This window comes from Streptomyces capparidis (genome assembly GCF_054782095.1).
Genome location: NZ_BAAGTD010000030.1, coordinates 41,229 through 60,417 on the forward strand (window position 1 = coordinate 41,229; position 19,189 = coordinate 60,417).

General features: G+C 70.0%; 19 protein-coding genes and 4 pseudogenes. 17 read left to right on the plus strand and 6 right to left on the minus strand.

Going from position 1 to position 19,189, the window contains the following annotated elements; translation table 11 throughout:
* Window positions 1–25: 25 nt before the first annotated feature.
* The 6 genes from ACYVO2_RS23300 (at window position 26) to ACYVO2_RS23325 (ending at window position 7,745) form a co-directional block, all read left to right on the plus strand.
* Window positions 26–1,441, plus strand: a complete 1,416-nt coding sequence (locus ACYVO2_RS23300) for an RICIN domain-containing protein (RefSeq protein ID WP_461009893.1) — start codon at window positions 26–28, stop codon at window positions 1,439–1,441.
* Between the two features lie 51 nt (window positions 1,442–1,492).
* Window positions 1,493–2,980: a family 43 glycosylhydrolase gene (locus ACYVO2_RS23305; RefSeq protein WP_461009894.1), complete on the plus strand. Its 1,488-nt coding sequence runs from the start codon at window positions 1,493–1,495 to the stop codon at window positions 2,978–2,980.
* A 14-nt stretch (window positions 2,981–2,994) separates the two neighbouring features.
* Window positions 2,995–4,428, plus strand: a complete 1,434-nt coding sequence (locus ACYVO2_RS23310) for a family 43 glycosylhydrolase (RefSeq protein WP_461009895.1) — start codon at window positions 2,995–2,997, stop codon at window positions 4,426–4,428.
* A 5-nt stretch (window positions 4,429–4,433) separates the two neighbouring features.
* Window positions 4,434–5,867, plus strand: coding sequence for a non-reducing end alpha-L-arabinofuranosidase family hydrolase (locus ACYVO2_RS23315; RefSeq protein ID WP_461009896.1), 1,434 nt, complete (start codon window positions 4,434–4,436; stop codon window positions 5,865–5,867).
* 136 nt (window positions 5,868–6,003) lie between these two features.
* Window positions 6,004–6,300: a carbohydrate-binding protein gene (locus ACYVO2_RS23320; RefSeq protein ID WP_461009897.1), complete on the plus strand. Its 297-nt coding sequence runs from the start codon at window positions 6,004–6,006 to the stop codon at window positions 6,298–6,300.
* A gap of 41 nt (window positions 6,301–6,341) precedes the next feature.
* A complete protein-coding gene (locus tag ACYVO2_RS23325) occupies window positions 6,342–7,745 on the plus strand; it encodes a family 43 glycosylhydrolase (protein WP_461009898.1) in 1,404 nt (467 codons plus the stop codon).
* A 38-nt stretch (window positions 7,746–7,783) separates the two neighbouring features.
* Here the strand turns inward: ACYVO2_RS23325 and ACYVO2_RS23330 are convergent.
* A pseudogene (locus ACYVO2_RS23330) lies at window positions 7,784–7,900 on the minus strand (IS630 family transposase); the annotation flags it as partial.
* A gap of 29 nt (window positions 7,901–7,929) precedes the next feature.
* Here ACYVO2_RS23330 and ACYVO2_RS23335 point away from each other — a divergent pair.
* Window positions 7,930–8,109, plus strand: a pseudogene (locus ACYVO2_RS23335) (IS110 family transposase); the annotation flags it as partial.
* Window positions 8,110–8,372: 263 nt separating this feature from the next.
* Here the strand turns inward: ACYVO2_RS23335 and ACYVO2_RS23340 are convergent.
* From ACYVO2_RS23340 to adh, 3 genes and pseudogenes are all read right to left on the minus strand, one after another.
* A pseudogene (locus ACYVO2_RS23340) lies at window positions 8,373–8,723 on the minus strand (TrmO family methyltransferase domain-containing protein); the annotation flags it as partial.
* Window positions 8,724–8,754: 31 nt separating this feature from the next.
* Window positions 8,755–9,042 (minus strand): annotated as a pseudogene (locus ACYVO2_RS23345) (RHS repeat-associated core domain-containing protein); the annotation flags it as partial.
* Window positions 9,043–9,453: 411 nt separating this feature from the next.
* The gene (gene adh, locus ACYVO2_RS23350; protein WP_461009899.1) at window positions 9,454–10,977 is read right to left on the minus strand and encodes an aldehyde dehydrogenase; all 1,524 of its coding nucleotides are present in this window, start codon (window positions 10,975–10,977) and stop codon (window positions 9,454–9,456) included.
* Window positions 10,978–11,247: 270 nt separating this feature from the next.
* On the opposite strand from adh, the gene ACYVO2_RS23355 reads away from it, so the two are divergent.
* The 8 genes from ACYVO2_RS23355 to ACYVO2_RS23390 all read left to right on the plus strand — a co-directional run bounded on the left by ACYVO2_RS23355 (window position 11,248) and on the right by ACYVO2_RS23390 (window position 14,934).
* Window positions 11,248–11,505, plus strand: a complete 258-nt coding sequence (locus tag ACYVO2_RS23355; protein WP_461009900.1) for a gas vesicle protein GvpO — start codon at window positions 11,248–11,250, stop codon at window positions 11,503–11,505.
* 165 nt (window positions 11,506–11,670) lie between these two features.
* Window positions 11,671–12,147: a gas vesicle structural protein GvpA gene (locus ACYVO2_RS23360; protein WP_461009901.1), complete on the plus strand. Its 477-nt coding sequence runs from the start codon at window positions 11,671–11,673 to the stop codon at window positions 12,145–12,147.
* The gene (locus ACYVO2_RS23365) at window positions 12,144–12,872 is read left to right on the plus strand and encodes a GvpL/GvpF family gas vesicle protein (protein ID WP_461009902.1); all 729 of its coding nucleotides are present in this window, start codon (window positions 12,144–12,146) and stop codon (window positions 12,870–12,872) included. The genes ACYVO2_RS23360 and ACYVO2_RS23365 overlap by 4 nt, the downstream gene beginning before the upstream one ends.
* A gap of 2 nt (window positions 12,873–12,874) precedes the next feature.
* Window positions 12,875–13,138 (plus strand): gas vesicle protein GvpG, encoded by a 264-nt coding sequence (locus tag ACYVO2_RS23370; protein WP_461009903.1) that lies wholly within the window; start codon window positions 12,875–12,877, stop codon window positions 13,136–13,138.
* The gene (locus ACYVO2_RS23375) at window positions 13,135–13,644 is read left to right on the plus strand and encodes a gas vesicle protein (RefSeq protein ID WP_461009904.1); all 510 of its coding nucleotides are present in this window, start codon (window positions 13,135–13,137) and stop codon (window positions 13,642–13,644) included. Before ACYVO2_RS23370 ends, ACYVO2_RS23375 begins: the two co-directional genes overlap by 4 nt.
* On the plus strand, window positions 13,641–14,435 hold the full coding sequence (locus ACYVO2_RS23380) for a GvpL/GvpF family gas vesicle protein (protein WP_461009905.1): 795 nt from the start codon (window positions 13,641–13,643) through the stop codon (window positions 14,433–14,435). The genes ACYVO2_RS23375 and ACYVO2_RS23380 overlap by 4 nt, the downstream gene beginning before the upstream one ends.
* An 11-nt stretch (window positions 14,436–14,446) precedes the next feature.
* The gene (locus ACYVO2_RS23385) at window positions 14,447–14,641 is read left to right on the plus strand and encodes a gas vesicle protein (protein ID WP_461009950.1); all 195 of its coding nucleotides are present in this window, start codon (window positions 14,447–14,449) and stop codon (window positions 14,639–14,641) included.
* Window positions 14,638–14,934: a gas vesicle protein K gene (locus ACYVO2_RS23390; RefSeq protein ID WP_461009906.1), complete on the plus strand. Its 297-nt coding sequence runs from the start codon at window positions 14,638–14,640 to the stop codon at window positions 14,932–14,934. Before ACYVO2_RS23385 ends, ACYVO2_RS23390 begins: the two co-directional genes overlap by 4 nt.
* 117 nt (window positions 14,935–15,051) lie before the next feature.
* Here the strand turns inward: ACYVO2_RS23390 and ACYVO2_RS23395 are convergent, their stop codons facing one another.
* Entirely contained in the window at window positions 15,052–15,840 is a 789-nt protein-coding gene (locus ACYVO2_RS23395) for a SigB/SigF/SigG family RNA polymerase sigma factor (RefSeq protein WP_461009907.1), read from the minus strand.
* Between the two features lie 534 nt (window positions 15,841–16,374).
* On the opposite strand from ACYVO2_RS23395, the gene ctaD reads away from it, so the two are divergent.
* Entirely contained in the window at window positions 16,375–18,120 is a 1,746-nt protein-coding gene (gene ctaD / locus ACYVO2_RS23400) for an aa3-type cytochrome oxidase subunit I (RefSeq protein ID WP_461009908.1), read from the plus strand.
* 231 nt (window positions 18,121–18,351) lie between these two features.
* Complete coding sequence (locus ACYVO2_RS23405; protein WP_461009909.1) at window positions 18,352–18,765, plus strand: DUF6343 family protein; 414 nt, start codon at window positions 18,352–18,354, stop codon at window positions 18,763–18,765.
* A gap of 175 nt (window positions 18,766–18,940) precedes the next feature.
* On the opposite strand, the gene ACYVO2_RS23410 is transcribed toward ACYVO2_RS23405, so the two are convergent.
* Window positions 18,941–19,183: a DUF6158 family protein gene (locus tag ACYVO2_RS23410; protein WP_461009951.1), complete on the minus strand. Its 243-nt coding sequence runs from the start codon at window positions 19,181–19,183 to the stop codon at window positions 18,941–18,943.
* Between the last annotated feature and the right edge of the window lie 6 nt (window positions 19,184–19,189).

Sequence of the window (19,189 nt, forward strand, 5' to 3'; positions counted from 1 at the left end):
GATCGCCAGCTGCCTCGCGGCGATCGTGGGACCGTCGGCGAATGCGGCCGTGATCGATCCGGGCGCGTACTACCAGCTCGTGGCGCGGCACAGCGGCAAAGCAATCGGCATCGCCGACCAGTCGACCGCCGACGGCGCCGCCGTCCAGCAGCAGACCCGCGCCGACCAGGCCGCCCAGCAGTTCCAGTTCGTCGACTCCGGCAGCGGCTACTACAAGCTCCGGGCCCGGCACAGCGGCAAGGTGGTGGACGTCTCCTCGGCGTCCACGGCGAACGGCGCGAACGTCATCCAATGGACCGACACCGGCGGCACCAACCAGCAATTCCGCGTCGTGGACACCGACAGCGGATACGTCAAGCTCATCAACCACAACAGCGGCAAGGCGCTGGAGGTCTGGGAGCGCTCCACCGCCGACGGCGCGCGGATCTCCCAGTACACCGACACGGGCGCCACCAACCAGCAGTGGCAACTGGTCCGTGTCGACGCGGCACCGGTCCCGAAGTACGCCGGCTATCTGTTCACCTACTTCACCGGTGAGAACACCTCCGCCGGCGAGCAGGTCTACTTCGCGCTCAGCCAGGGCAATGACCCGACCCGGTGGCGCCACCTGAACGACGGACGGCCCGTGCTGACCTCGACCGTGGGCACCCGCGGCGTGCGCGATCCGTTCATCATCCGCTCACCGGAGGGTGACAAGTTCTACCAGATCGCCACCGACCTGCGGATGTACGGCAACGGCAACTGGGACCAGGTCCAGCGGACGGGCAGCAAGTCCATCGTGGTCTGGGAGTCGACCGACCTGGTGAACTGGAGCGCGCCACGCCTGGCACGCATCTCACCGGACACGGCCGGCAATACGTGGGCCCCGGAGGCATACTACGACGAAGAACTCGGCAAGTACGTCGTCTTCTGGGCGTCGAAGCTGTACTCGGCCGGCGATCCGAACCACACCGGCAGCAGCTACAACCGAATGATGTACGCCACCACATCCGACTTCCGGACCTTCAGCGCCCCACAGGTCTGGGTCGACAAGGGCTACTCGACGATCGACTCGACGCTGATCAAGCACGACAGCACGTACTACCGCTTCACGAAGGACGAGCGGAGCGCGTCGCAGACCGCGTGCGGCAAGTTCATCCTCGCGGAGAAGTCGGCGACCATCCTCAACCGCACCTACTCGTTCGTCGCCGAATGCCTCGGGAACAACGCGATCAGCCAGGGCGAGGGCCCGTTGGTCTTCAAATCGAATACCGACGAGCGCTGGTACATGTTCATCGACGAGTACGGCGGGCGGGGCTACGTCCCGTTCACGACCACCGACCTGAACGTCCGGCAATGGGCGCCCGTCTCCGGCTACTCCCTGCCCGGCCGGCCGCGCCACGGCACCGTCCTCCCCGTCACCCAGGCCGAGTACGACCGGCTGCTACAGCGCTGGGGCTGAGCCGCCCCGTCGTGGAGCGACCGAAACGATCAGTGTCGAAAGGGCTCCGACATGTCCGGTACTCGCTACCGCGTCCTCCTGGCCGTACTGATGGCGCTGTGCACGGCGCTGTCTGTTGGCATCGCGCAGCCGGCCTCCGCCGCACCGGGCCGCCCGTACACCAATCCGATCAAGGCTCAGAAGGGGGCCGATCCCTGGCTCGAGTACTACAACGGCAACTACTACCTGATCACGACGACGTTCACCAACAAGTTGCTGATGCGCAAGGCGCCGACGCTGGCCGGGCTCGCCACCGCGCCCAGCGTGCAGGTCTGGGAGGACAGCACGTCCTCGCGCGGGACCAACTTCTGGGCCCCCGAGATCCACTTCATCGACGGCCGGTGGTACCTGTACTACTCCGCCGGCCAGGTCGGCGCCGCCTGCTGCGACAGCCAGCGCACCCACGTGCTGGAGAGCGCCGGCGCCGACCCGATGGGCCCGTACACGTACAAGAACATGCTCGCCGGCTCCAATCTCACTCCGGGTGGCTGGCTCATCGACGCCAGCGTGCTGCGTCTGAGCGGCTCGCTCTACCTGCTCGGCAGCGGGTTCGTGAGCGGCGGTGCGCAGAGCCTGGTGATCGCGCCGATGAGCAACCCGTACACCCTCGCCAGCAGCACGTTCAGCGTCATCTCGCAGCCGACCAACTCGTGGGAGCGGTCCGGCGCGCCGGTCAACGAAGCCCCGGTGGCGCTGCAACGCAACGGCCAGACCTTCGTCACCTTCTCGGCGAGCTCGTGCCAGACCGCCGACTACAAGCTGGGCCTGCTCACCTACAACGGCGGCGACCCGCTGTCCGCCTCGTCCTGGACCAAGGCAGCCGGTCCGGTCTTTCAGCGCAACGACGCCAACAGGGCCTACGGGCCCGGTCACAATGGCTTCTTCACCTCCCCGGACGGCACCGAGAACTGGATCGTCTACCACGCGAACTCGGCCTCCAACGGTGGCTGCGGCAACGCGCGGACCACCCGGGCGCAGAAGTTCACCTGGAACGCGAACGGGACGCCGAACCTCGGGACTCCGGCGGCAACCGGCGTGACGCTCGCCGGCCCGGCCGGCGAGACCGTGACCACGCCGTCCGCGTACCGGATCGTCAACCGCCACAGCGGCAAATGCCTTGACGTGTCCGGCGCCTCCGGCGCGGACGGCGCGGACGTCATCCAGTGGACCTGCACCGGCGGCACCAACCAGCAGTGGCGCATCGAGGATCTCGGCGATGACACCAGCCGGCTGGTCAATGTCCGCAGCGGCAAGGCGCTCGACGTCGACGCCTGCGGCACCGCCGACGGCACCAATATCCAGCAGTGGTCGTGGCTGAACAACAACTGCCAGAAATATCGCATGCCCGTCACCGATCAGGGCGGCTGGGTGCGGCTGACCAACGTCAACAGCGGCAAGGTCGCCGACGTGCCCGGCTGCGGCACCGCCGACGGATCCGCAGTACGCCAGTGGCGCTGGCTCAACAACAACTGCCAGCAGTGGCAGCTGCAACCCGTCTGAGGAAGGAGCGACCGATGCGCAGACGTACCTTCCTCGCCGTCCCCGCACTGGGCGCGGCGGCCACGGCAACCCTGCTGACCGGATCAGCGGCATGGGCGTCACCTCCGGTGACGTACACGAACTCGCTGATCGCACGGCGGGCCGACCCGCACATCTTCCGGCACACCGACGGCTACTACTACTGCACCGCGACGGTGCCCGAGTACGACCGGATCATCCTGCGCCGGGCATCGACGCTGCAAGGGCTGGGCGGCGCGAGCGAGTCGGTGATCTGGCGCAAGCACGCCAGCGGGGACATGGGTGCCCACATCTGGGCGCCGGAGATCCACTTCATCGACGGCAAGTGGTACATCTACTTCGCCGCGGGCCGCAGCAACGACGTCTGGCGGATCCGGATGTGGGTGCTGGAGAACAGCAGCGCCGACCCGTTCACCGGCACGTGGACCGAAAAGGGGCGCATCGTCACCAACGCGGACACGTTCTCCCTGGACGCGACCACATTCGCGTACAACAGCACCCGCTACCTGGCCTGGGCCCAGCAGGACCCGACGATCGGCAACAACAGCAGCCTTTTCCTGGCGCCGATGAGCAACCCGTGGACGATCTCCGGCACCCCGGCACGGCTGAGCGCGCCGACGCTGTCGTGGGAGACGAAAGGGCACAAGGTCAACGAAGCCCCGTCGGTGCTCATCCGCAACGGCAGGGTGTTCCTGACCTACTCGGCCAGCGCCACGGACAGCAACTACTGCATGGGAATGCTGACCGCTCCGGTGACCGCCGACCTGATGAACCCGGCGTCGTGGAGCAAGAGGCAGCAGCCGGTGTTCAGGAGCAACGCCGCGACGAGCCAGTACGGCCCGGGGCACAACTCGTTCACGGTCTCCGAGGACGGCCAGAGCGACATCCTCGTCTACCACGACCGCAGCTACCGCGACATCAGCGGCGATCCGCTCAACGACCCGAACCGGCGGACCCGCATCCAGAAGCTGTACTGGAACGCCGACGGCACGCCGAACTTCGGCATCCCGGTGCCGGACGGGGTGACGCCGTACCGGTTCAGGTCGTACAACTTCCCGGACCGCTACATCCGGCAGGTCTCGTTCCGCGGACGGATCGACGCGGATATGACGAACCTGGCCGAGTCGCAGTTCCGTATGGTCACCGGGCTGGCCGGAAGCGGCACGGTGTCGCTGGAGTCAACCAGCAATCCCGGCTATTACCTGCGGAACCGGAACTACGAGATCTGGCTGGACAAGAGCGACGGCACGACCGGGTTCAAGAACAGTGCGAGCTTCACCCGGCGGGCAGGCCAGGCCGACCCGGCCGCGGTGAGCTTCGAGTCCGTCAGCACCCCGGGCCGCTACCTGCGCCACTACAGCTACGCGCTCTACGCCCAGCCGCTGAGCACCGCCACCGACCGCGCGGACGCCACTTACCACCTGGAGTAGCCGTCATGCGACTGAAGTCTGCCATCGCGGCCTTATGCCTGCTCATCAGTACGTTCGTTGTGGCTCAAGGGAATTCGGCGCACGCGGCGGCGGCGCGGTACGAGGCGGAGAGCGCCGCCGCCAGTTGCGTCGGCACCATCGATGCGGACTGGTCCGGGTTCTCCGGCACCGGCTTCTGCAACACGGACAATGCCGTCGGGGCGCACGCACAATTTGCCGTGAGCGCGGCGACGGCGGGCACAGCCACGCTCGGCATACGCTTCGCCAACGGTGGAACAACCGCGCGCCCGGCAGACGTTCTGGTCGACGGCGCGACCGTCCAAAGTGTCTCGTTCGAGCCCACCGGTTCCTGGTCGTCCTGGACGACGAAAACGCTCACGGTGCCGGTGAGCGCCGGAGACCACATCATCCGTATCAGGTCGGCTGCCGCCACCGGGCTGCCCAACATCGACTATCTGGACTTCAATCTCGGGGGCGGGCTTCCGGGCAGTTTCCAGTGGAGCTCCAGCGGGATACTCATCTCGCCGAAATCCGATGCGACGCACAACATCCGCGCACTCAAGGATCCGTCGGTCGTGCACCACAACGGCCGGTATCACGTCTTCGCCACGACCACCAACCAAAGTGGCGCATACAGCATGGTGTATCTGAACTTCACCGACTGGTCGCAGGCGAATTCTGCCACGCAGCACTACCTCGACCAGACCGCGATCGGCGGCGGCTACAAAGCGGCGCCCCAGGTATTCTACTTCGCGCCGCAGCAAAAGTGGTATCTCGTCTTCCAGACCGGATCGAACGCGGCGTACTCGACGACGTCCGACATCAGCAACCCGCGGTCGTGGAGCGCGCCGAAGCCTTTCTACGCCGACGGAATGCCGCAGATCATCAGGGACAACATCGGCAACGGTTACTGGGTCGACTTCTGGGTGATCTGTGACAGCGTGAAATGTTACCTGTTCTCCTCCGACGACAACGGCCACCTGTACCGGTCGGAGACCTCACTGTCAAACTTCCCCAACGGCTTCGGTAACACCGTCATCGCCATGCAGGACAGCGCTCGATATCCGCTGTGGGAAGCGGCCAACGTGTACCGCTCAGCGAGCTCGCAATATCTGCTCATAGTCGAGGCGATCGGCTCCGGCGGCAAGCGCTACTTCCGCTCGTGGACGTCACCGGCCATCACCGGACCGTGGACGGCGCTGGCCGTGACAGAGGCCAGTCCGTTCGCCGGCGCGGCGAACGTGACATTCAGCGGCACGACGTGGACGCGCGACATCAGCCATGGCGAGATGATCCGCAACGGCATCGACCAGACACTGCCCATCAGCCCGTGCGGGATGCGGTACCTGTATCAGGGCAAAGACCCGAATGCCGGCGACCCGTACAGCCTGCTGCCGTGGCGGCTCGGCCTGCTCACCCAAACGAACTCGACCTGCTGAGGTCGCCATGAAAAGTCGACTGCTCGCCGTGATGGCCGCGATGATAACGGCTGTCGCCGGCACTGCCGCGATCGAACCCCCGGCTCCGGCGGCCGCAACGTGACCGTGAACGGCTCGACGGAATACCAGAAGATCGATGGCGTCGGCGCCGGCGGTGTGCAGCGGCACCATCGACGCCGACTGGCCCGGCTGTTCGGGCACCGGGTTCTGCGACGGTGACAACGCCGCCGGCGCCTATGCACAGTTCACCGTGAGCGCGGCCGGCGCGGGCACCGCCACCATCGCGGTCAGGTTCGCCCATGGCACCACGACTGGCCCGGCCCGCGGATCTCATCGTCACAACCTCGACGAGGGCAGCAACATCATCCGCTTCAACCCCACCGGCGCCGGCGGTCTGCCGAACCTCGACTGCGTCGAACTCGCCCCGGGCTGAACAGCACCCGCATTCCTCCGATCACACCTTCAGGAGTTGTCATGCAAACGGCAGGCAGAACGGCGCTCACCGGCATACTCGGCCTCGGGTTGGCCCTCACCACCGTCTCCCCGGCGGCGGCCGCCCACCATCTGACCGACGGGACCTCGGTCGAGCTGATCGCCCGGCATTCGGGCAAGTGCGCCGACGTCGTCAGCGCCTCGACGGCCGACGGCGCCGAGGTCGGCCAGTACACGTGCAATGACGGGCTGAATCAACTGTGGCGCATCCGCGACCTCGGCAACGGGTATGTGCGGCTCGCCGCCCGCCACTCCGGCAAGTGCCTGGACGTCTCGGATGCCTCTGCCGCCGACAACGCGGCGGTCATCCAGTGGTCGTGCTCCTCCAGGACCAACCAGCAGTGGAAGATCGAGAACACCGGCGCCGGCCACACCCGGCTGATGGCGCGGCACTCCGGCAAATGCCTCGAGGTCCCGGGCGCCTCGACCGCCAACGGCACCCGCCTCCGGCAGCAGACCTGCGGCACCGGGTCCAACCAGCAGTGGGAGCTGAACACGGTGTCGAACCCCGCGATCCCGGGACTGTTCGCCGACCCCAACATCGTGCGGTTCGGCGACACGTACTACCTCTACGCGACCACCGACGGCTTCGCCGGCTGGTCGGGCACCCAGTTCCGGGCCTTCTCCTCCAAGGACCTGGTCAACTGGACCGACCACGGGGTGATCCTGGACGTCGACAGCGACATCGCATGGGCGGACAACTCGGCCTGGGCCCCGGGCATCGCCGAGAAGAACGGCAAGTACTACTTCTACTTCTCGGCCGGTCGCGCCAGCGGCGACACCCGCAAGCACCTGGGTGTGGCGGTGGCCGACTCACCCACCGGCCCGTTCCGCGACGCCCTCGGCAAGCCGCTCGTGCCGGCCGGCTCCTATGCGGGCCAGATGATCGACCCGGCCGTATTCACCGACGCCGACGGCAGGTCGTACCTGTACTGGGGCCAGGGCTCCTCGCACCAGGTGCCGCTGAACAGCGACATGGTCTCGTTCAACTCCTCGCAGGTGCGCACCTACCGGCCAGCGAACTACAACGAGGGCAGCTTCGTCGCCAGGCGCGGCAACACGTACTACTTCATGTGGTCGGAGAACGACACCCGTTCAGAGGACTACCAGGTCGCCTACGCCACCGGCTCCTCACCGACCGGGCCCTGGAGCAACCGCGTCGGGACGATCCTCCAGAAGGACCTGAGCCAAGGCATCAAGGCCACCGGTCACCACTCGGTCGTCCAGGTCCCCGGCACCGACCAGTGGTACATCGCCTACCACCGCTTCGCCATCCCGAACGGCGACGGCACCCACCGCGAAACCATGATCGACCGCCTGTACTTCAACGCCGATGGCAGCATCCGACCGGTCGTGCCGACCATTGACGGCGTCGACCCGATATAGGGATCTTCATCAGCGGGGCTATGACGACGTGAGGTCGGGTGGGCAGTGTCCAGCAGGCGGGCGTCTTCGGACTCGGTGAAGCCTTTGCGGCGGCCGTGGCATGGGCCGCGGTCGCGTTCACGGCGGATGCGGTGGATCAGACGGTCGCGCCATCCGCGACCGCCAGAACCAGGCGTATCGAGGTCTATCCCTATTCGCCTCCCTGCACGACCCCGCCTCCCGCACCTACTACGACAAATGCCGAGGCCGCGGGAAGACCCACACCCAAGCCCTCCTTCGCCTGGCCCGGCACCGCATCAGCGTCCTGTTCGCCATGCTCCGAGACGGCACCTTCTACGAACCCAGACCCCCACGCCTCGCTTGACGAAACACATGGAGGCACCCCCGGGGGCAGTGCCTTGGCGGTCTGCGCGCGGTGGTGCTGGAGCACGTCGTTGATGCCCAGCGCGGTGGCGCTGGTGGCTGCCGGGTGCAGGGCGAGCTGCCGGCGGAACCGCTCCGGGCGCCGGTCGACCATTTCGGTTCGGCGGCGGGAGGCCACGCCCATGACGAGGTGGACGCGCTCGGCGGCCCTCCCGAGTTCCCGGTTTCCAGCGGTGGGGTGGCAACGAGGGATGCTGCCCACGATCAGGGGCGATCCTCGGCGTTTGCCCAGTAGTTCCGCAGGATCTCCTGAACCCAATGCGGCACGCGGACTTCCCCGCGGGGCCCCATGGCGGGGAACCAAGGAGCAAGGTCGATGACCGGAGTTCCACCGACCGCGTCGAGATCGGTGACATACAGGTCCCGGCCTTCGACGCGCAAAAGCCGCGGGTGGGAGGCGGCCAACTGATTCGGCCTCCTGTGGTTGCGGTGCACGAAGGTGCCGGTAGGAGGCCGTGACGGATTGTTCCGGGGACGGCGGGCGTGAAGTGCCGCATCCCCCGGGGCCGCGCGATGAAAGTGCCATGTGACCTGCCGGTGGGAGAACTCTTCGATTGGCCGCACGTTCGTCCTGCCTGCCCGTGGTGCAAGGAGACAAACCCAGCGGGTCTGTCTGGGCATGCGGATTGCGCACATAGGCGGCGGGGTTGGGCGCGGGACGCAGACCCAGGGGGTCGCGGCTGGTGTAGCGGGCGGTCTCGGGGGCGTAGTAGCGGCGCACGTTGTAGTGGAGGCCGGACTCCGGGTCGTGGTACTGGCCGGGGAAGCGCAGCGGTGTGTACGCGGTGGAGCCGCGCGCCCAGGTGGTGGTGCCCCACAGGGTGGTGCGGGTGCGCCAGGCGGTCCGGCCCTCGTCGTCGACCAGTTCCCTGGGGGCGCAGCACGATCTCACCGGACCCTGTACCGGGCCCCGCAGGCCAGGGCGGCGTCAGGCAGTCTACGACCGGATCGGTCCGTGGCACGGCGGCCCGGGTTCGTCCCGCGGGTAGCTGCCGTCCGAGTGCTGCACCACGCCTCCGGTCCAGCCGCTCCCCTCGAGCGTGAGCCCGACGGAAGACATCGCGGCCGTCCTCGTGCCCCATCCCCCCGCGATCGCAGCGATGGCCGCGAAGCGGCACGATCCGGCCCGCGCTTGGGCCGTGTGTGGTCCGGATCTTCTGGTCGGAGGTGGGATACCGGCGGGAGAGATCGGGAGGAGAACCACAGAACGCTTCGCGGCTCGAGCTTCCGCTCCGGAAGGCGCCTGACCCGCGTCACCGCAGGTCAGGCGCGTCCGCGTGGCTCGTCAGAACAGCCCCGTCGCCTCCGTCGAGTAGCTCACGAGCAAGTTCTTCGTCTGCTGGTAGTGCTCCAGCATCATCTTGTGCGTCTCCCGGCCGATCCCGGAGTTCTTGTAGCCGCCGAACGCCGCGTGTGCCGGGTAGGCGTGGTAGCAGTTGGTCCACACGCGGCCCGCCTGGATGGCGCGGCCCGCGCGGTACGCGGTGTTGCCGTTGCGGGTCCACACGCCGGCGCCGAGGCCGTACAGGGTGTCGTTGGCGATGGCGACGGCGTCGTCGAAGTCGTCGAAGGCGGTCACCGACACCACGGGGCCGAAGATCTCCTCCTGGAAGATCCGCATGCTGTTGCGGCCCTCGAAGACGGTGGGCGCCACGTAGTAGCCGCCGGACAGGGCGCCGCCGAGGTCCACCCGTTCCCCGCCGGTGAGCAGCTTGGCGCCCTCCCGCACGCCGATGTCCACATAGGACAGGATCTTCTCCAGTTGGTCGTTGCTGGCCTGCGCGCCGACCATGGTGTCGGTGTCCAGCGGGTTGCCCTGCCGGATGGAGCGCACCCGTTCCAGGCAGTCGCCGAGGAAGCCGTCGTGGATCGACGCCTGCACCAGCGCCCGGGACGGACAGGTGCACACCTCGCCCTGGTTGAGGGCGAACATGGCGAAGCCCTCGAGCGCCTTGTCGTAGAACTCGTCCGGCTCGGCGGCCACGTCGGCGAAGAAGATGTTGGGGCTCTTGCCGCCCAGCTCCAGCGTGACCGGGATCAGGTTCTGGCTCGCGTACTGCATGATGAGCCGGCCCGTGGTGGTCTCGCCGGTGAACGCCACCTTGGCCACGCGGGGGTTGGACGCCAGCGGCTTGCCCGCCTCGACGCCGAACCCGTTGACGACGTTGAGCACGCCGGGCGGCAGCAGGTCGCCGATCAGGTCCATCAGGTACATGATCGAGGCGGGGGTCTGCTCCGCGGGCTTGAGCACCACCGCGTTGCCCGCGGCCAGGGCGGGGGCGAGCTTCCAGCACGCCATGAGGATGGGGAAGTTCCACGGGATGATCTGCCCGACCACGCCGAGCGGCTCGTGGAAGTGGTAGGCGACCGTGTCGTCGTCCAGTTGCGAGATGCCGCCCTCCTGGGCGCGGACCACCCCGGCGAAGTACCGGAAGTGGTCCACGGCCAGCGGCAGGTCGGCGGCGAGGGTCTCGCGCACCGGCTTGCCGTTGTCCCAGGTCTCGGCGACGGCGAGCTCGACCAGGTGCTTCTCCATGCGGTCGGCGATGCGGTTCAGCACGGCGGCGCGCTCGGCGGGCGGGGTGCGCCCCCAGGCGGGCGCGGCGGCGTGGGCCGCGTCCAGGGCGAGTTCGACGTCGGCCGCGGTGCCCCGGGCGACCTCGGTGAAGACCTCGCCGGTGACGGGGGACGGGTTCTCGAAGTAGCCGCCCTCGACCGGAGCGACGCGCTTGCCGCCGATCCAGTTGTCGTAGCGCGACGCGTAGGTCGCGGGGCTGCCGGGACTGCCCGGGGCCTCGTAGACCGTCATGTACCTGCCTCCTCCTGCGATGACGGTGCCGCGGACGACGTGGTCCGCGCTGCTGCGCAGTGGTGCCGGGAACTGCTGCGGCGACGGTGGCCCCGGCGCGGGGCGACCGGTCCGCACGGCACGGTACTGCGGCATCGCCGCTTCGGAAATGGCGCAGGTGTTCCCGCCTCGGTCGAGCGGGCGTTTGCCGGTCGGGGAACCGGGCACCCGCACCCCGACAGGGAAATCCCGCCCGAGCGGCGGGTACACGCGACAGCGAGAGGAGCGGGCATGGCGGACACCGCCGGCGTCATGCGCGAGATCCTGTCGCAGTTCAGTGAGTTGACGGGTCATCAGCCCGAGGCGGTGACCTCGATGCGGCGGGACGAGGACGGCTGGGTCCTGCGCGCCGAGGTGCTGGAACTGCGACGCGTTCCCGACACGATGAGCCTGATGGCGAGCTACGAGGTGCGGGCCGACCCCGACGGCGGCCTCACCGGATGGGAACGCGTCGCGCGCTACGAGCGCGGCCGGGCCGACCGGCGCTGACCGGGCACGGCTCGCGGCGTTCCCGCGGGTGCCGCCGGCGCGGCCACGGCCGTCCGGCGTGACCCGGCGGCTCATCAGCGGCCGGCACTCCGGTCCGAACGGCCACGGCCGCCCACAATAAGCCGGATATTCCCGGAAAACCACCAGAAGAAGGTGATTCCAGCCATGACCATCGCGGCAGCCGAGCAGACGCAGACCTACGGCGCGCGCGGCGGCGGAGGCGGTGGCAGCGCTTCGCTGTACGACGTCCTGGAGCTCATTCTGGACCGCGGCCTGGTGATCGACGTGTTCGCACGCGTCTCGCTGGTCGGCATCGAGATCCTCAAGGTCGACGTGCGCATAGTCGTCGCCAGCGTCGACACCTACCTGCGCTTCGCCGAGGCGTGCAACCGCCTCGACCTGGAGAGCGGCCCCAACAAGAGCGCCTCGCTCCCCGAACTCGTGGGCGACATGCAGGAGAGCGGCGCCCGGCACAAGACCAAGGGGGCCATCGGCGGAGCCGCGCAGAGCGTCACCGACTCGCTTCGGCAGGTCCGGGAGGACGCGAGCGCCAAGCTCGAGGAGATGCGCCCCAAGACCCGGCGCACCACCACGAGCCGCGGCAAGTCCGAGAAGGAGGAAGAGAAGGAGGCGGGTGAGTGAGCAGCTACGTCTACGCCATCGTGCGCGCCGGTCACCGCTTCGGTGACGAGCCGCTGCTCGGCGTCGGCGAGCCCGCCGCCCAGGTGCGGCCGGTCACCGAGGGCCGACTCACCGCGGTGGTCAGCGACGCCCCCGAGGGCCTGCGGGCCAAGCGCCGCGACCTGCTGGCCCACCAGCGGGTGCTGGCGGCGCTGGACGGGGCCGGACCGGTGCTGCCCATGCGGTTCGGCAGCGTGGCCGACGACGACGCCGCCGTGCGGATGGTGCTGCACGAGCGCACCGAGCACTTCCTGAAGCGGCTGGAGGAACTCGACGGCCGGGTGGAGTTCAACGTCAAGGCGGTGCACCACGAGGAGCAGGTGCTGCGCCGGATCGTCTCCACCGACCAGCGGATACGGGAGCTCAACGCCCGCACCCGCGCCGGCGCCTCCCACGAGGACAAGCTGCGCCTGGGCGAACTGGTCGCCGGTGCGGTGCGCGAGCAGCAGGCGCGGGACGCCGAGCTGGTCCGCGGCCGGCTGCGCCCGCTCGCCGAGGCCGAGGCCACCGCGCCCGAAGTGGGCGACTGCCTGTGCAACTACTCCTTCCTCGTGGACCGCGCCGCCGCCGACAGGTTCCGGGACGCGGCGGCCGAGCTGGAGAAGGCGAACGAGCACCTCCAGGTGCGCGTCCACGGGCCGCTGCCTCCGTACAGCTTCGTCGAGCCCGCGCTCCGGACGGCCTGACCATGGGTCTGATCGGTGAGCTGCTCCTCCTCCCGGCCGCGCCCGTGCGCTGCGCGGGCTGGGTGATCCGCCAGGTCGTGGAGACGGCCGAGCGGGAGTACTACGACCCGGCCGCGATCACGCGCGAACTGCGGGCCCTCGAGGAGGACCTGGTGCAGGGGCGCATCGGCGAGGAGGAGTTCGACCGCCGGGAGGACGAGCTGCTCGACCGGCTCGACGAGGCCAGGCGCCGCCAGGCGCCGCCCGGAAGGAGTACCCGACCGTGACGAACCCGACGCCGAGAGCCCACGGCTCCACGGCCTCCGGCTTCCCCGACTTCGACGGGCCCGGCGTCCGCGGCTCCGGCGTACCCGCGCGCAGCGTGTACGCCGAGGGCGGCGGCGCCAACCTCGCCGACATCCTGGAGCGGGTGCTCGACAAGGGCATCGTCATCGCCGGTGACATCAGGATCAACCTGCTCGACATCGAACTGCTCACCATCAAGCTGCGGCTGCTGGTCGCCTCGGTGGACCGGGCCAGGGAGATGGGCATCGACTGGTGGGAGCACGACCCCGCCCTGTCGTCCGGAGCGGCCAAGCGCGAGGAGCGCGAGCAGCGGGCGCTCGCCGAGGAGAACCGGGAGCTGCGGGCCCGGCTCGCCGCCCTGGAGGCCGGGGCGGCGGACCGGGTCGCTCCCGCCGCCTCCGCCGCCGCTCCCCCGGCCGTCCCCGCGACCGAGTACGGGGCGGGCGAGTACGGGGCGGCCGAGGCGGAGGAGGAGCACAAGCGATGAGCGTGTACCTGTACGCCGTCGCCGGGCGGGCCGACGACGCGCGCCTGGCGGGCGTGCGCGGGGTCGCGGGCGAGGCGGTGCGGCCGGTGCGGGACGAGCACACCGGCCTGGTGGCGCTGGTGGGCGACGTCCCGCCGGAGGAGTTCTCCGAGAGCGCGCTGCGCGAGCGGCTGGAGGACCTCCGGCACCTGGAGGCGCTGGCCAGGGCCCACCACGGCGTGGTGGACGCGGTTGCCTCGCACGCCACGGTGCTGCCGCTGCGCCTGGCCACCGTCTACCGCGACCGGGACCGGGTCCGCGAGGTGCTGCGCGAGCGGGACGCGGAGTTCAGGGCCGCGCTGGAGCGCCTGGACGGGCGGGTCGAGTGGGGCGTGAAGGTCCACGCCGAGCCCGCGGCCGACACACCCGCGACCGCGCCGGCGGCCGACGAGGAACCGGCGGCCGCCGGCGGCCGGGCCTACCTCCAGCGGCGGCTGCGCGAGCGCCACCGGCGGGAGGACGGCCTGCGGCGCGCGGCCGAGCTGGCCCGGCGCATCGACGAGGCGCTGCGGACCCTCGCCGACGACGTCCGCCACCACCGCGCGCAGGACCCGAAGCTGTCCGGGGCGCGCGGCCAGATGGTGCTCAACGCCGCCTACCTGGTCCCCCGCGCCCGCGAACACGCCTTCACCGCCCGGGTCAGGGAGCTCGCGGCCCGCGAGACCGCGGCGCGGGTGGAGCTGACCGGGCCGTGGGCCCCCTACTCGTTCACCCCGCAGGAGGACCGGGCAGGGGGGCGGGCACCCGCGTGAGCACGCTGCCCCTGACGACCGCCGAGAGCCGGGAGGTGGCGCTGGTCGACCTCCTGGACCGGCTGCTCGCGGGCGGAGTGGTGATCACCGGGGACGTCACGCTGAGCATCGCGGACGTGGACCTGGTGCGGATCTCGCTCAACGCGGTGATCACCTCCGTGCGGGCCGACATCCCTTCGCCCTGGGACAGGTGGGACAACCCATGACCGAGGCCTACAAGCTGCCGCGCCGGATCGAGACCGACCGGGACACGGTCGAGCGCGACCTGATGAAGCTGGTCCTGACCGTGGTGGAGCTGCTGCGCCAGCTCATGGAGCGCCAGGCCCTGCGCCGGGTGGACCAGGGCGGCCTCACCGAGGACCAGGAGGAGCGGATCGGCCTCACCCTGATGCTCCTGGACGAGCGCATGGCCGAGCTCCGCGACCGCTACGGCCTCCGCCCCGAGGACCTCAACCTCGACCTGGGCCCCCTCGGCCCCCTGCTGCCCCGCGAGGAGTAGGCGCCGGGGCCCGCCGGGCCCTCTGGCACGGCGACCCCTGAGCGCGGAAACCCCTGAGCACGCGGAAAACGGCCGCTCCCCCGGAGGCCGGGTGGGGGAGCGGCCGGTGCTCGCCGGTCATGCCGCGTCGGCGAGCAGTCCTTCCCGCAGGTCGTTGCACGTCCTGCTGATCAGACGGGACACGTGCATCTGCGATATCCCGACGATGTCGGCGATCTGGGTCTGGGTGAGGTCCTTGAAGAACCGCAGGTACAGGATGCGCCGCTCCCGCTCGGGCAGCTCCGCGAGCAGCGGTTTGAGCGACTCCCGGTTCACCACCAGTTCCATGGTGGAGTCGGGGCCGCCGATGGTGTCGGCGATGGAGAAGTCGTCGTACCCGGGCATCGGGGCGTCTATGGAGACGGTGCTGTAGGCGTCCTGCGCCTCCATCCCCAGCAGCACGTCCTCCTCGGACAGGCCGGTGTACCCGGCCAGCTCCCTGACGGTGGGGCCGCGCCCCTCGAGCTCCTGGAGGAGTTCGTTGCGGGCCGAGCGGGTCCTGTTGCGCAGCTCCTGCACCCGCCGGGGCACGTGCAGGCTCCACAGATGGTCGCGGAAGTGCCGCTTCAGCTCGCCGACGATGGTGGGGATGGCGAACGACTCGAACGCGGTCCCCCGGTCCGGCTGGTAGCGGTCCACCGCCTTGACCAGGCCCAGCGCCGCGACCTGGACGAGGTCCTCCTGGTTCTCCCCCCGGTTGCGGAACCGGCGCGCCAGCCTCTCCGCCACCGGCATCCACGCGCAGGTGATGGCCTTGCGGAGCTCGTCGCGCTCGGGCCCCTCGGGCATCGTGGCCAGCCTGCGGAACTCCTCCGCGGTGTCTGGGGTGTCATCGTGGCGCCGACGGGTCGCCTCTGTGGTAGCCATGCGTCTCCCGTGCCTTTCGATCTCGGGGGGACAGCCGCGCGGACGCCAGGAGGCTCGGGGACTTCCGGACGCGCACGTCCCGCGCGGAGCCCTGAAAGACCTCTCCAACGAAACGTGCCTCTGGTCCGAAGCACCGCTGAGCGCCTGCCCCCCGGCCCCGGGGGTAAACGGCCCCTCGAGGGGAATTCGGAGCCGGAGATTCCGGTTCCGGGCAGCTCCCGCGAGCGCCGAACGCACTCGCGAGGCCCGGTTTTCCCACTATGACCGCGCCGGGCACGGCCCGCACGTCGAGACGCCCGGCACCCCGGCCGGCGCACCGCGGCCCCGCCCCCCCGCGCGGGCCCGCCGGGGCTCGGGCGCCCGCCGCCGGTCGCCCCGCGCGGCGTTCACCCGTTCGCCGGACGGACGGTGGCCGGTTCGCCCATGTCCGGGGCCTCGCGGCGCCCGCCGGTACGGGAGTGACGCATGCGGCGTGAGTACCCGGGGAAAGGAGTCGTACGCGCGGAACGCGACCGATCGGTGATTGGAGCGCCCATGGCCGCCGGCACCTCCTCAGCGCACGTGTCCGCACCACCGCCGGCCCGAGGGCGAGGGCGGCTCCTGGTGGGCTGGCTGACCACCACCGATCACAAGGTCATCGGCCACCTGTACCTGGTGACCTCCTTCTGCTTCTTCCTGATCGGCGGCCTGCTGGCGCTGTTCATGCGGGCCGAGCTGGCCCGGCCGGGCACGCAGGTGATGTCGAACGAGCAGTTCAACCAGGCGTTCACCATGCACGGCACGATCATGCTGCTGCTCTTCGCGACGCCGCTGTTCGCCGGGTTCGCGAACGAGATCATGCCGTTGCAGATCGGTGCCCCCGACGTGGCGTTCCCACGGCTGAACATGTTCTCGTACTGGCTGTTCCTCTTCGGCGGCCTGATCGTGCTGGGCAGTTTCCTCACCCCGCAGGGCCCGGCGTCCTTCGGCTGGTTCGCCTACGCGCCGCTGAACGGCGAGGTGCGCACACCGGGTGTGGGCGCCGACATGTGGATCATGGGCCTGGCGCTGTCCGGGTTCGGCACCATCCTGGGCGCGGTCAACTTCATCACCACGATCATCGGGATGCGCGCGCCGGGAATGACCATGTTCCGGATGCCGATCTTCACCTGGAACGTGCTGTTCACGTCCGTGCTGGTGCTGATCGCCTTCCCGGTGCTGGCCGCCGCGCTGCTGGCGCTGGAGGCGGACCGGCGGTTCGGCGCGCAGGTGTTCGCCCCGGAGAACGGCGGCGCGCTGCTGTGGCAGCACCTGTTCTGGTTCTTCGGCCACCCCGAGGTGTACATCATCGCCCTGCCGTTCTTCGGGATCATCACGGAGATCGTCCCGGTGTTCAGCCGCAAGCCCCTGTTCGGCTACCTCGGGATGGTCTGCGCGACCATCGCGATCACCGGCCTGTCCGTGGTGGTCTGGGCGCACCACATGTTCGCGACCGGAGCGGTCCTGCTGCCGTTCTTCTCATTCATGTCGTTTCTCATCGCCGTGCCGACCGGCATCAAGTTCTTTAACTGGATCGGCACGATGTGGAAAGGCTCGATCAGCTTCGAAAGCCCCATGCTGTGGGCGATCGGCTTCCTGGTCACCTTCCTCTTCGGCGGCCTGACCGGGGTCGTCCTGGCGTCGCCGCCGATGGACTTCCACGTCTCGGACACCTACTTCGTGGTGGGCCACTTCCACTACGTGGTGTTCGGCACCGTGGTGTTCGCGATGTTCGGCGGCTTCCACTTCTGGTGGCCGAAGTTCACCGGGAAGAAGCTGGACGAGCGGCTGAGCAGGATCCACTTCTGGACGCTCTTCGCCGGATTCCACACCACGTTCCTGGTCCAGCACTGGCTGGGCGCGGAGGGCATGCCGCGCCGGTACGCCGACTACCTGGGCTCCGAGGGCCTGACCACGCTGAACACCGTCTCGACCATCGGGTCGTTCCTGCTGGGCCTGTCCACCCTGCCGTTCCTGTACAACGTCTGGCGCACCGCGCGGTACGGGCCGCGGGTGGACGAGGACGACCCGTGGGGCTACGGCCGCTCGCTGGAGTGGGCCACCTCCTGCCCGCCGCCGCGGCACAACTTCGTCACCCTGCCGAAGATCAGGTCGGACTCCCCCGCGTTCGACCTGCACCACCCGGAGGTGGCGGCGCTGGAGGAGCCGCACAGCAACGAGCCGCCGCTCGCCGACGTCCTGGGCGGGCCCGAACTGGGCGAGAAGAGCGAGCGCACGGGGCGGAGACCGGAGCGGGACTGAACGCACCGCGCCGCCCGGGGGTCCACCGAACCCCCGGGCGGCGCTACCACAGTGCACACGCTCAGCCCCCGGGCGCCGCCCGTCACCGGACCGCGCCCGGGGCCCTTCACCAACCCGTGCCGACCTCTCGGCTCTTCGCTGCTGCCCGGCCCTCGGTCCGGCAAACCCCCTTCCCGGAAAGACATGCTCCGGAAGGGCGCGCGCGGGCGCAGACTGGAGGCAGGAGGAGCCATGAACGCACACTGGCGCCCGTTCCGCCGGGGCTCCGCCGCCACCGGGCGCAGCCCCTACCCGATCCGCCCCGGCCTCCCGGGCGACCCCGGGGAGCCCTCCTCCCCCACCGGGCCCCGCCGGGCCGAAGGCCGCCGCCCGCCCCGCCACGCCGCGCCCCGGCGCTCCCGGTCCGGCACCGAGCCCGTCAACGCGCGCAGCGCCGTGGGCCTGCGGATGCTGCTCAGCGCCGTGTACGCCCCCCTGTTCGCGGTGGGCGCGGCGGGGTTCTCCCTGGCCGCCGGCGACGCCCCGCCGGGCCGGTTCACCCGGTACGCCGTCCTGGCCGCCCTGTGCGCCGCCCTGACCGCGGCCGCCCTGGCCGACCTGGCGGTCCTGACCCACCGCCGACGACATCCGCACGGGCAGCACTGAGACGGGGCCCGGGGCGGTACTCGCCCCGGGCCCCGCACGGCCGCCGCGGCACGCGGGGCCGCCGCCCTGCCGTGCCCGCCGTCGCACCCTCGCCGTCCGCTCGCGGCTCGCGGTCCGCCGTTCGCGCTCCGTCGCCCGTCGGGCCGCCGCGTCCGGGACGCGGCGGCCGCCACCCTCAGTCCAGCGGCTGCCCCGCCCGCGCCCGAGCGCCCTCACGGGTGCGGTCGGCCGAGACCATGCGCGCCGGGTGCCTGCGCAGGTACTCGCGCTCCAGTGCCGCCATCCGCTCGCTGTGCGCGTTCAGCGCCTGCACGGTGCCGTGCAGCAGCGTCTCGTGGCGGGTGCGGTGGATGGTCTCCAGCTCCCGGATGAGCACGCTGTCGTCGAGTTCCGCCGGGTCGATCCCGTCCGCGGACATGGCCTC

Bases quoted from the DNA above. Each gene is read 5' to 3' on its own strand.
- ACYVO2_RS23305 (WP_461009894.1), top strand. From the start codon at position 1,493: ATGTCCGGTACTCGCTACCGCGTCCTCCTGGCCGTACTGATGGCGCTG.
- ACYVO2_RS23310 (WP_461009895.1), top strand. From the start codon at position 2,995: ATGCGCAGACGTACCTTCCTCGCCGTCCCCGCACTGGGCGCGGCGGCC.
- ACYVO2_RS23315 (WP_461009896.1), top strand. From the start codon at position 4,434: ATGCGACTGAAGTCTGCCATCGCGGCCTTATGCCTGCTCATCAGTACG.
- ACYVO2_RS23320 (WP_461009897.1), top strand. From the start codon at position 6,004: ATGGCGTCGGCGCCGGCGGTGTGCAGCGGCACCATCGACGCCGACTGG.
- ACYVO2_RS23325 (WP_461009898.1), top strand. From the start codon at position 6,342: ATGCAAACGGCAGGCAGAACGGCGCTCACCGGCATACTCGGCCTCGGG.
- adh (WP_461009899.1), bottom strand. From the start codon at position 10,977: ATGACGGTCTACGAGGCCCCGGGCAGTCCCGGCAGCCCCGCGACCTAC.
- ACYVO2_RS23355 (WP_461009900.1), top strand. From the start codon at position 11,248: ATGGCGGACACCGCCGGCGTCATGCGCGAGATCCTGTCGCAGTTCAGT.
- ACYVO2_RS23360 (WP_461009901.1), top strand. From the start codon at position 11,671: ATGACCATCGCGGCAGCCGAGCAGACGCAGACCTACGGCGCGCGCGGC.
- ACYVO2_RS23370 (WP_461009903.1), top strand. From the start codon at position 12,875: ATGGGTCTGATCGGTGAGCTGCTCCTCCTCCCGGCCGCGCCCGTGCGC.
- ACYVO2_RS23380 (WP_461009905.1), top strand. From the start codon at position 13,641: ATGAGCGTGTACCTGTACGCCGTCGCCGGGCGGGCCGACGACGCGCGC.
- ACYVO2_RS23390 (WP_461009906.1), top strand. From the start codon at position 14,638: ATGACCGAGGCCTACAAGCTGCCGCGCCGGATCGAGACCGACCGGGAC.
- ACYVO2_RS23395 (WP_461009907.1), bottom strand. From the start codon at position 15,840: ATGGCTACCACAGAGGCGACCCGTCGGCGCCACGATGACACCCCAGAC.
- ctaD (WP_461009908.1), top strand. From the start codon at position 16,375: ATGGCCGCCGGCACCTCCTCAGCGCACGTGTCCGCACCACCGCCGGCC.
- ACYVO2_RS23405 (WP_461009909.1), top strand. From the start codon at position 18,352: ATGAACGCACACTGGCGCCCGTTCCGCCGGGGCTCCGCCGCCACCGGG.
- ACYVO2_RS23410 (WP_461009951.1), bottom strand. From the start codon at position 19,183: ATGTCCGCGGACGGGATCGACCCGGCGGAACTCGACGACAGCGTGCTC.